The sequence below is a fragment of the Sphaerotilus sp. genome, from assembly GCF_041083715.1.
Taxonomy (GTDB): domain Bacteria; phylum Pseudomonadota; class Gammaproteobacteria; order Burkholderiales; family Burkholderiaceae_C; genus Sphaerotilus.
Genome location: NZ_JBFPGY010000181.1, coordinates 1 through 9,532, shown reverse-complemented (window position 1 = coordinate 9,532; position 9,532 = coordinate 1). Strand labels below are relative to the sequence as shown.

Here is a 9,532-nt window from a genome sequence, read left to right as displayed (position 1 = left end):
GGCGCACGACGCAGGACGAGGCGCTCGGACTGGCCTCCTGCCACGAACACACCGCGCAGCCCTCGATGAATTGGGCCCTCGACGCCTGCAGCCTCGATCGCCTCGGCCAAGCTTCGGCGGAAATGCCGGGGTTTGGCCCGCACCCGACGCTGGCCGAGCAGGCGCTGACCAGCAACCTGTCGAGGCTGCGCAGGCTGATTCGCCTTGGCCCCGGTGATTTCGAGGACCGGGGGACGCGATGAAGCTCGCACATGCCCGCAAGGAGTTCACCGGCCTGTACGAAGGGATGCTGGCGGATGAGCAGCAGCACCAGCACTACAGCCGCGCGCTCGGCTGGCTCGTCGCAGTGCTGCTGACGGCCATCGCCGTGCTTGGCATGGTGGCAGCGGCCGGACATCCGGCGGCGAACCCGGTCTGTCGCACGGCGGGCGACGGGTTGCCGGACCGGATCGCACCGCTGTCGCTGGAACTTGCGCGCACGCCGGGCGAGGTCAGCACCTTGCTGCGCGGCCGCTCGGCGATGCAGCAAGGCGTGCCGGTGTCTCTGGACGAAGCGGTCTGCATCGAGGCCCGCATCGCGCGTCACCGCGACTTGCTCGGACTCGACAGTGCCCTGTTCATTCCGTTGTATGTGCTCTTGGCGCTGGCGGCGCTGGGCTGGATCCTGGCCGCAAGTGTTCCACCGGAAGAAGGCGACCCACCGGACCGCGACCGCCACCGCTCGCTGCCGCGCTACCTGTTGTGGCTGGCCCTCGTCTCTGTGGTCTGCGTCGGCGTGACGGCCACGCTGGACGCAGCGGAGAACCGGGCCGCATGGCAGGTGCTGGACGTCGCCAGTGGCCAGGGGGCACTCGACCCGGCCACACTGAACGACTGGCAGACCAGGGTCACGGATGCGCGTGCGGCCTCCCTGCGCAAGTGGCTCGCCTGTGCGGCATGGGCCACCACGTTGGCGCTGCTGGCCGGGTCGCAGCGCCAGGCGCTGGCACGGCCCGAACAGCCACCGCAGCACGCGGGGTTGCGGCGCGTCCTGGTGGCCGGACTGATCGCTCTGGGGGTGTTCGCCGCAACGGCCGTGTTGCTCGGAGCGATACTCGGCATGGGGCTGTCGGGGGCCCACGTCGACATGTGGGTGCGCGGCCTGCTGCGGGCAGGCTTGGCCGCCATGTTCGGCTACGCAACCGTGATCTGCAGCCTGCATTTGCTGCGTCCGGTGCCACGATGTGCTGCGGAGACGGGCCAGCGAAGTCCGCCTCAGCGCCCAGACCCCGGGTAGAGCCGATGGCTGCATCCGCCAGCTGGTGGACATCTCGCGGGCGTGATCAGCTGCGTGCAGGCGTGCTTTCTCGTGGGCATGATCCCGCACGGAGCGCGCATGGTGCGAAGCCTGAGGTATCCCACCGCATGGAGACCATCAGCCCGACTCCGTGGACGGTCGGACCCAGCGTGACGCATGCGCCCATGCGCTGCGCGAACTGGCGGACGATCGCCAGCCCGAGCCCTGCACCGCTGACGTCACCATTGTTGACTCGGAAGAATCGCTCGAAGACACGTTCGGTCAACGCCGGGTCGATGCCTGGGCCGTTGTCCTCGACCACCAGTTCGATCTCCTGCGCATGGGCCTGCACACGCACAGTGACGATGCCCCCGTGCTGCGTATAGCGGATGGCATTGTCGAGCAGATTCGACACCACCTCGCGGACCATGACTGGATCGGCGTACAGCGGTCGGATCGGACCGTGTCGCTCGAAGCCCAGATCGATGTCCTTGGCCTGCGCTGCGACGGCCGCATTCTCAAGGGCAACACGAACGACTTCGTCCAGATCGATGGGCGCCGCGGCAGCGGCCTGGTTGGCGGCGGAGTCCGCCACCGACAGCGTGAGCAGCTGGTTGACGAGGCGCGCAGCGTGGTGCGCGGTCTGACGGATGGCAGCCAGCGATTCGTCGCGCACCCGATCGTCACGGCTGCGACTGGCCGTGGCCACCTGCGCATTCAGCACTGCCAACGGCGTGCGCAGCTGGTGCGCCGCATTCTCGATGAAGATACGCTGACTGCTGGCGTGCTGGTCCAGGCGCCGGATGTAGTCGTTCAGCGCCTCCACCAGCGGCACCAGTTCCAATGGCACGCCGGCCGTGCTCAGTGGCTCCAGCGTCCCCGGGTCTCGTGATTGCATCAGATCTCGCAACTGCGTCACCGGCAGCAGGCCGCGGCGCAAGCCGAACAGGATGAGCAAGGTGGCCAGCAGCCAAATCAACAGCAGCGGCTCCACTGTGCGCAACCACAGACTGTGCAGCATCTGCCGGTGGCCCCGCAGGGTCTGTGCGACTTCAACGGACAGCAGCATGGTCCCGGACGGCGTCACCACGGGCTGGACCAGCACGACCATGCGCACCGGCTCGCCGCGCATGGCCATGGTCACGTACCGCGGTGCCTCGCTGGCGGCGGGGCGCTGCGGTGCAGGCAGGTCGGCATAGCCGATCAGCAGCTCGCCCTTGGGCGATGTCACCCGGTAATAGACCCGGTCGATCCCACCAGACTGGAACAGTTCGATCGCTGCGGGCGGAATCGTCGGCTGGACCACACCGTCCTCGAAACGCAGATCTTCGGCGATCATGCGGGCGGATCCGAGCAACAACCGGTCCTGCATGAGTGTGGTGGTCTCATCGGCACCGACATAGCCGATGCGGGCATCGATCGCCACGGCCGCGGCCAATGGCACCAGCACCCAGACCAGCAGCCGCGCACGCAGGCTATGTGCCATGGTCCAGAGGCTTGAGCACATAGCCCAGTCCCCGCAAGGTCACGATGGTGGCGCCGGCGCCGACAATCTTCTTGCGCACGCGGTGCACGTACAGTTCGACGGCATCGGGCGACACGGCTTCGTCGAGCGTCGACAGGCTGTGCGCCAGCACCTGCTTGGGCACCGTGGTGCCGGCCTTCAGCATCAGCAATTCCAGCACGGCGCGTTCGCGCGGCGTCATCTGCAGCACGACGCCATGCGCCGAAATCTCGCGGGAATTGCTGTCGAACAGCAATCCGCCACAGGTCGTCACCGGATTGACCATCCGCGCCGAACGGCGCACCAGCACCCGCATGCGGGCTTCCAGTTCTTCCAGCTCGAAGGGTTTGCCCACGACATCGTCGGCGCCACTGTCGAGCTGGCGCACGCGACTGCCCAGCGAGTCGTGCGCCGTCAGGACCAGGACGGGAGTCCCGTCCCCGCGCCCGCGCAATCGGCGCAGCACCTCGTGCCCGTCCAGCCCGGGCAACGACAGGTCCAGGATCACCAGATCGTAGATCTCGGAGCGCAGGACAAGATCGGCCGCCGTGCCGTCACCGACCCGGTCGATGCTGTAGCGCTCCTTGCCGAGCGCCCGGATGAGCCACTCGGCCAGCACGTTGTTGTCCTCGACCAGCAGCACACGCATTGCGGACCTTGTGGAGAGAGCGTCTCGTCAGTCCGCCCACTGTAGCGTCGTGCTGCATGGCAGGCCGGGCTGGTGGTCTAGTTGACGTCCTCGTGCAGGGGCGCGGGACGCCATCTGGCCAGGCGATTCTCGATCGCGGTCATCAGGTATTCGGCCGCCAGCGCCACCACCATGATGAGCACGATCGCCGCATACATGCCCGCTGCATCGAACGAGCCCTTGGCGATGTTGATCAGCAGACCGATGCCATGCCGCGCACCGACGAATTCACCAACGATCGCACCGACGATGGCGAAGCCGAAGCTCACATGCAGCGACGCGAAGATCCAGCTCATCGCCGAGGGAATCACCACCGTGCGTGTCAGCTGCCAGCCCCGTGCGCCCAGGATGCGCGCATTGGCCATCAGGTTCCGATCGGCCTCGCGCACGCCCTGGAAGGCGTTCGAGAAGACGACGAAGAACACCATCACGAACGACAGCGCCACCTTGGATGTGAGTCCGAGGCCGAACAGCATGATGAAGATCGGCGCGAGCACGACCCGCGGCACGGAGTTGATGACCTTGATGTAGATCGAGAACACGTCCGAGAGCATGCGGTTGCGGCCGAGCGCGATGCCCGCGACGATGCCGGCAATGGCCCCGGTGAAGAACCCCAGCAGCGACTCTTCCATCGTCACCCACAGGTGGTACCAGAGCGGCCCTTCGGAGGTGCCTTCGGTGCTCCAGGTCACCAGGCGCGCCATGATGTCGCTGGGCCTGGAGAAGAAGAACTCGTCGATGACCTTGGCACGCGACATCCATTCCCAGCCGCCCAGCAGGACAACCAGGATCAGCGAGCGCCAGAAGTACACCGCCATGGTGCGTCGGCTGCGGCTGCGGGCCGCTTGCAGTTCGATCTCGCGGTCGGTGGGAACCGGCGCCGAGGCGAGGTTCGGTCCGGTTGCCGCATTGGTGATGGTGCCGCTCATGCTGCGATCTCCGGTACATGCGCTTCGTCGCGCGACGCGCTTCGCAGGACTTCCTCGCGCAGATCGGCCCAGATCGTGCGCGAGATCTCGATGAACTTCGGGTCGTAGCGGATTTCGCTGGCCACCCGCGGGCGGGGCATGTCGATCGGGTAGACCGACTTCACCGTGGCCGGCCCGGCGGTCAGCACATAGACCTTGTCCGCCAGCGCGACCGCTTCTTCCAGGTCGTGGGTGACGAACACGACCGAGGCCTTCGAGTGCGCCCACAGCTGCAGCAGCTCGTCGTGCATCATCACCCGCGTCTGCACATCGAGCGCCGAGAAGGGTTCGTCCATCAGCAGGATCTGCGGTTCGTTGATGAAGGTCTGCGCCAGCGCCACGCGCTTGCGCATGCCTCCGGACAGCTGGTGCGGGAACTTGGTCTCGTGACCAGACAGGTGCACGCGTGCCAGCCAGGCCTGGGCCTTTTCATAGGCTTCGGCGCGCGGCATGCCCCGGTACAGCGGACCCGCGACCACGTTGTCGATCACGCTGCGCCAGGGAAACAGCGCATCGGTCTGGAAGACGAAACCGATGCCGGGATGGATGCCCTCGACCGGTTGGCCCATCACCCGCACCTGGCCGGCCGACGGCGTCGCCAGCCCGGTGACCAGGTTGAGCGTGGTCGACTTGCCACAGCCGGTGGGGCCGACCACAGCGACAAATTCGCCGGGCTCGACCACCATGCTGAAGTTGCGGATCGCCGTCACCGACTTGCCGTCGGGGGTGATGAAGCGCCGGCTGACGTTGACGAGTTCGATCGCCGGCGCCGAGTTTCTGGGAGTTGTCATGGCACGTTCCGGTCGGGTGCCTGCCATCACTTGGCGCTGGCTGCCTTGCGGACAAACTCGGTCGTGTAGGTCTTGGACAGGTCGACCGTCTTGCCCTTGACGTTCTTCGAGAAGGCGGACAGCACGGACAGCACGGTTTCCGGTCCACCGGCCGGCATCACGCCATCGGCGGTGAACATGCCCTTGCCGTCGTTCAGCGCCTTGATGTAGCCCTCCTTGTCGCCGACATAGAAGTCCTTGGGCATCTTGTCGGCGATCTCGGCACCGGTGTGGGTGTTGATGTAGCGCAGCGTCTTGACGAAGGCATTGGCGAGTTTCTGCGCGGCGTCACGGTTCTTCTCGACCCAGTCGGTGGACATGTACAGCGACGCGGCCGGGTAGGTTCCGCCGAGGGCCTGCTTCGTGCTTTCGAGCGTGCGCATGTCGACCAGCACCCGTGCTTCGCCCGTCTTGAGCAGACGCGAGATGGTGGGCTCCGTGGTCATGCCGGCCTGGATCTTGTCCTGCTGCATGGCGGCGATGAACGTCGTTCCGGCGCCGACCGGCACCGAGGTGAACTCGCCCAGCGGCACACCAGCCTTGACCATCAGGTACTGGCTCAGGAAATTGGTCGAGGAGCCGAGGCCGGTCACGCCCAGATTCTTGCCCCGCAGGTCGGCCATGGACTTGACTTGCGGCTGCTTCGTCGAGACCAGCTCCACTTCGCCCGGGGCATGGCTGAACTGGACCACCGATTCGACATACTTGCCCTTGGTCTGCAGGTCCACGCAATGGTCGTAGAACCCGACCACACCCTGGACGGCGCCCGCGAGCATCTCGTTTTCGGCATCGACCCCGGCACCCTCGTTGAGCAACTCGACATCCAGGCCCTCCGCCTTGAAGTAGCCCAACGATTCGGCAAGCTTGGCGGGCAGGTAAATGATCTTTTCATACCCACCGACCATGATCGACACCTTGTCGGCGGCACAAGCGCTGGACGCCAGGGTGGACGCAGCAGCAAAGGCGAGCAGCGTGAGCAGGGGGCGAGCGAGTTTCGTCTTCATGCAGTTCTCCTTGGGGTGGTGTCGGGACGCAGTGTGGGGAGATGCGCGTTGCGCTCGACTGGTACCCACGATAGCCACTTGGTCCCTTCTGCTGGCTTTCAGCCCCGCTCAGGTAAACCCTTCCCACCGGCGAGGGGCAGGCACTTTTGTCGCGAGAGCGTCATGAACCGGTGGCATTGTGGTGGTGCTCCACTTGATCTCAGACGGATATCCCATGCCCATGCACTGCCGATTTGTCACCTTGCTGGCCTTGCTCGGCGTCTGGATGGGCACGGTATCGGCGCAACCCACCTCGGCGACCGAGGTCGAGCCCCGTCCCGCAACGCCCGTCACCGTGCTGCGTTTCAGCGAGTTTTTCGCCTCGCCCATCGGCATCGAGGGCCTGCAGCTCACCGACCAGCTGCGCGCAGCTGCCGGCCGGCGCGTGCGCATCACGGGCTACATGGTCGCGCAGGAGTTCCCGCGCCCGGGTCGCTTCTTCCTCACCCCGCGCCCGCTGGTGATGAGCGAACACGCCGATGGCGATGCCGACGATCTACCCCCGTCCACGGTGGTGGTCATCCTGCCACCCGCCGAAAGCGATCTCACGCCCATGCGCACCCGTGGCCTGCTGCAGCTCACGGGCACGCTGAGCGTGGGCCGCCAGGAACTGGACGACGGCCGGGTCAGCTGGGTCCGCCTGGCGCTGGAGCCCCGGTCGGCCTCTGCCGAGTGACCCCGCCGGACAGCGGGTGTCCTCCTCAGCGGCTCTCCCTTTGTTTCCCACTTCAACAGGCATCGCATCCACATGAAGTCACGCCTCCTGCTGCCTTTGGGCCTGGCCCTGACCGCCGCGTTTCCCGCCCTCGCGGCACCCACTGTGAGCCGGCTGACCCCACCCAGCGAGCTGTTCTCGTCAGGCAATCCTGCGCCGGTCATCGCGCGCTTCCTGCCCGATCAGCGCTTTGATCTTCAGGCCACCATCCGGCCCGACGAGGCCTCCAGGTCGATCACGTCGGCTCGGCTGGCGATCGACGGCCAGGCGGTGGAGGCCCCCGTGGCGCTGCACCCCTGCACGAGCGGATGCAACAAGGGTGTGCCCGACAACGCCATGATCGTCACGGCCCGGGCCGTTTCGGTGAAAAAGCCGGGCCTGCACGAGTTCACGGTGCTCGCCACGCAAAGCGACGGACAGACGGTGACCGCCCGGGGCAACTTCGAGGTCGTGCCGCTGGTGGCCGGCGGGCAGAAGATCCGCAACATCATCATCCTGCTGGGCGACGGCATGGGAGCCGCCCAGCGCACGGCTGCGCGCATCGTGGCCGGTGGCTACGCCCAGGGCAAGGTCATCCAGCCCCTGGCGATGGACACCTTCCCGGTCACGGGCATGGTCAAGACGTCGTCGCTGAACTCGGTGGTCACCGACTCGTCCCCCGGCATGACAGCCTATGTCTCGGGCAACAAGAACAACAACAATGAAGAAGGCGTGTTCCCGGACGACACGGTCGACCCCTTCGACAACCCGCGCATCGAGTACCTGTCGGAATACCTGCACCGCACCCAGGGCAAGGCGCTGGGCATCGTCACCACCGCCGACGTGTTCGACGCCACGCCGGCCGGCAATGCGGTCCACACGAGTTTTCGTGGGGCGGGCACCGGCATCGTCGACCAGTTCTTCGACGACCGTCGACTGACAGGTCTGTCGGTGCTCATGGGCGGCGGGCGCAAGTGGTTCCTGCCGGCCACGACACCAGGCTCGGCCCGGGGCGACAAGACCGACTACGCCTTCTCGGCCACGGACGCCCACACGGCCGACATCCCCCGCCGCTGGGGGGCGTCGCCTGGGGCCATGGACAAGGACCGCGACCTGCTGGACGAGTTCCAGAAGAGCGGCTTCCGCTATGCGCCGACGCGCACCGCGCTGGACGCCATCGACCCGAAGCAGACCGACACCCTGCTGGGCCTGTTCGCGCTGTCGAACATGAATGTCGCGCTCGACAAGATCGACGGTCGCCGGGGCCGGAAATCGGGCGTCAATGGCAGTGTGGTCGATGACTACGGCTTGCCTGACCAACCCATGCTCGACGAAATGGCGGCCAAGGCCCTGGCGGTGCTGGACCGCAAGCCCAAGGGCTTCGTGCTGATGGTGGAAGGGGCGTCGATCGACAAGCAGGCGCACAACATGGACACCGAGCGCTGGATGCTCGACACCATCGAGTTCGACCGCACGGTCAAGCTCGTGCGCGACTATGCCGAGCGGCGTGGCGACACGCTGGTGATCGTCACGGCCGACCACGAGTGCTCGGGCGCAGCGCTCATCGGCGGCTCGCGCCTGACCGATGCGCGACTGGTCGAACAGATTGCCAAGGGCGGCAAGGAAAATGTCCGCGATCCGGTGGTCGGCGTCTACGAGCAGGCAGGCTTTCCTCGCTACACCCTGGCGGCGGACGGCTACCCCGAAACCACCAACATCGACTACCGCCTGCTGGTGGGCTATGGCGCCAACGCCGACCGCTACGAGGACTGGCGCACCAGCCCGCTGCCGCTGCAGGACAGCCAGCAGCCCTTCGTCAAGCAAGAGCCGCTGTCGACCTATCCGGCCATGCCCTTCGCGCGCAAGATGGGGGGCAATTTCCTCGTCACGGGACAAGTGCCTGGCGAAAGCGCCGTGCACACGGCAACCGATGTGCCCCTGTCGGCGTTCGGCCCCGGGGCGTATGCGTTCACCGGTGTGATTGACAACACGGACGTATTTTTCAAGGTTGCGCAGGCGGCTGTTCGGGGCGTTGTGCCGTTCGACCACGGCGCCCCTGCCCACAAGAAGAAAGAGAAAGCGTCGACTCTGCGGTAATCGATGTGGCGGGCCACCGCCACGGTTCCGTCTGACAGAAGTTCATCCGACACAGGCCACGATGGACGCGCGGTGAACCTCCCCGGATCAGCCGAGGTGGTTCACCTTCGGCTTATCCGGCGATCCCCGCCACGCACGCGCCCATAAGCTCGAAGCCAGATCACCAGGCTTCGGAGTCCACGTTTGTCCGCTGCGTCCCATGAACCCCTCTCGCTGGCTGTGCCCGCCTCCGGGCCGGTGCCACGTGATTTCTGGGGGCTGACCGGCGCGATCGCCATGGTCGGATTGGCGTTGGGCACGGTGCTCCCTCTGAGTGCGCTGCGCCTGGCGCATGCGGGCCACACCACCACCACCATCGGATGGCTGCTGGCGTGGCACGCGCTGGGACAGGTGGCCGCCTTGCCACTGACGACACCGCTGGTCAGGCACTGG

Annotated in this window: 9 protein-coding genes and 1 pseudogene; 5 read left to right on the top strand and 5 right to left on the bottom strand. The window is 66.4% G+C overall.

Annotated elements, in window-relative coordinates; translation table 11 throughout:
- Both AB3X43_RS08025 and AB3X43_RS08020 read left to right on the top strand, forming a co-directional pair.
- Window positions 1-242, top strand: a 242-nt coding sequence (locus AB3X43_RS08025) for a hypothetical protein (protein WP_369429330.1), incomplete at its 5' end; no start/stop codon positions are given.
- Window positions 239-1,276: a hypothetical protein gene (locus AB3X43_RS08020; RefSeq protein ID WP_369429329.1), complete on the top strand. Its 1,038-nt coding sequence runs from the start codon at window positions 239-241 to the stop codon at window positions 1,274-1,276. The genes AB3X43_RS08025 and AB3X43_RS08020, both read left to right, overlap by 4 nt.
- Window positions 1,277-1,322: 46 nt before the next feature.
- On the opposite strand, the gene AB3X43_RS08015 is transcribed toward AB3X43_RS08020, so the two are convergent.
- The 5 genes from AB3X43_RS08015 to AB3X43_RS07995 form a co-directional block, all read right to left on the bottom strand.
- Window positions 1,323-2,762 (bottom strand): sensor histidine kinase, encoded by a 1,440-nt coding sequence (locus AB3X43_RS08015; protein WP_369429328.1) that lies wholly within the window; start codon window positions 2,760-2,762, stop codon window positions 1,323-1,325.
- On the bottom strand, window positions 2,752-3,429 hold the full coding sequence (locus AB3X43_RS08010; RefSeq protein WP_369429327.1) for a response regulator: 678 nt from the start codon (window positions 3,427-3,429) through the stop codon (window positions 2,752-2,754). Before AB3X43_RS08010 ends, AB3X43_RS08015 begins: the two co-directional genes overlap by 11 nt.
- A 77-nt stretch (window positions 3,430-3,506) precedes the next feature.
- Entirely contained in the window at window positions 3,507-4,397 is an 891-nt protein-coding gene (locus AB3X43_RS08005; RefSeq protein WP_369429326.1) for an ABC transporter permease, read from the bottom strand.
- The gene (locus AB3X43_RS08000) at window positions 4,394-5,227 is read right to left on the bottom strand and encodes an ABC transporter ATP-binding protein (protein ID WP_369429325.1); all 834 of its coding nucleotides are present in this window, start codon (window positions 5,225-5,227) and stop codon (window positions 4,394-4,396) included. The genes AB3X43_RS08005 and AB3X43_RS08000 overlap by 4 nt, the downstream gene beginning before the upstream one ends.
- Window positions 5,228-5,253: 26 nt before the next feature.
- Window positions 5,254-6,270: an ABC transporter substrate-binding protein gene (locus tag AB3X43_RS07995; RefSeq protein WP_369429324.1), complete on the bottom strand. Its 1,017-nt coding sequence runs from the start codon at window positions 6,268-6,270 to the stop codon at window positions 5,254-5,256.
- Window positions 6,271-6,484: 214 nt separating this feature from the next.
- On the opposite strand from AB3X43_RS07995, the gene AB3X43_RS07990 reads away from it, so the two are divergent.
- The 3 genes and pseudogenes from AB3X43_RS07990 to AB3X43_RS07980 form a co-directional block, all read left to right on the top strand.
- The gene (locus AB3X43_RS07990; RefSeq protein WP_369429323.1) at window positions 6,485-6,985 is read left to right on the top strand and encodes a hypothetical protein; all 501 of its coding nucleotides are present in this window, start codon (window positions 6,485-6,487) and stop codon (window positions 6,983-6,985) included.
- 72 nt (window positions 6,986-7,057) lie between these two features.
- Window positions 7,058-9,100, top strand: a complete 2,043-nt coding sequence (locus tag AB3X43_RS07985; RefSeq protein ID WP_369429322.1) for an alkaline phosphatase — start codon at window positions 7,058-7,060, stop codon at window positions 9,098-9,100.
- Between the two features lie 183 nt (window positions 9,101-9,283).
- Window positions 9,284-9,532 (top strand): annotated as a pseudogene (locus tag AB3X43_RS07980) (hypothetical protein); the annotation flags it as partial.

Excerpts from the sequence above, each read along its gene's own strand:
- AB3X43_RS08015 (WP_369429328.1), bottom strand. The coding sequence starts at position 2,762 with ATGGCACATAGCCTGCGTGCGCGGCTGCTGGTCTGGGTGCTGGTGCCA.
- AB3X43_RS08020 (WP_369429329.1), top strand. The coding sequence starts at position 239 with ATGAAGCTCGCACATGCCCGCAAGGAGTTCACCGGCCTGTACGAAGGG.
- AB3X43_RS08000 (WP_369429325.1), bottom strand. The coding sequence starts at position 5,227 with ATGACAACTCCCAGAAACTCGGCGCCGGCGATCGAACTCGTCAACGTC.
- AB3X43_RS07985 (WP_369429322.1), top strand. The coding sequence starts at position 7,058 with ATGAAGTCACGCCTCCTGCTGCCTTTGGGCCTGGCCCTGACCGCCGCG.
- AB3X43_RS07990 (WP_369429323.1), top strand. The coding sequence starts at position 6,485 with ATGCCCATGCACTGCCGATTTGTCACCTTGCTGGCCTTGCTCGGCGTC.
- AB3X43_RS07995 (WP_369429324.1), bottom strand. The coding sequence starts at position 6,270 with ATGAAGACGAAACTCGCTCGCCCCCTGCTCACGCTGCTCGCCTTTGCT.
- AB3X43_RS08005 (WP_369429326.1), bottom strand. The coding sequence starts at position 4,397 with ATGAGCGGCACCATCACCAATGCGGCAACCGGACCGAACCTCGCCTCG.
- AB3X43_RS08010 (WP_369429327.1), bottom strand. The coding sequence starts at position 3,429 with ATGCGTGTGCTGCTGGTCGAGGACAACAACGTGCTGGCCGAGTGGCTC.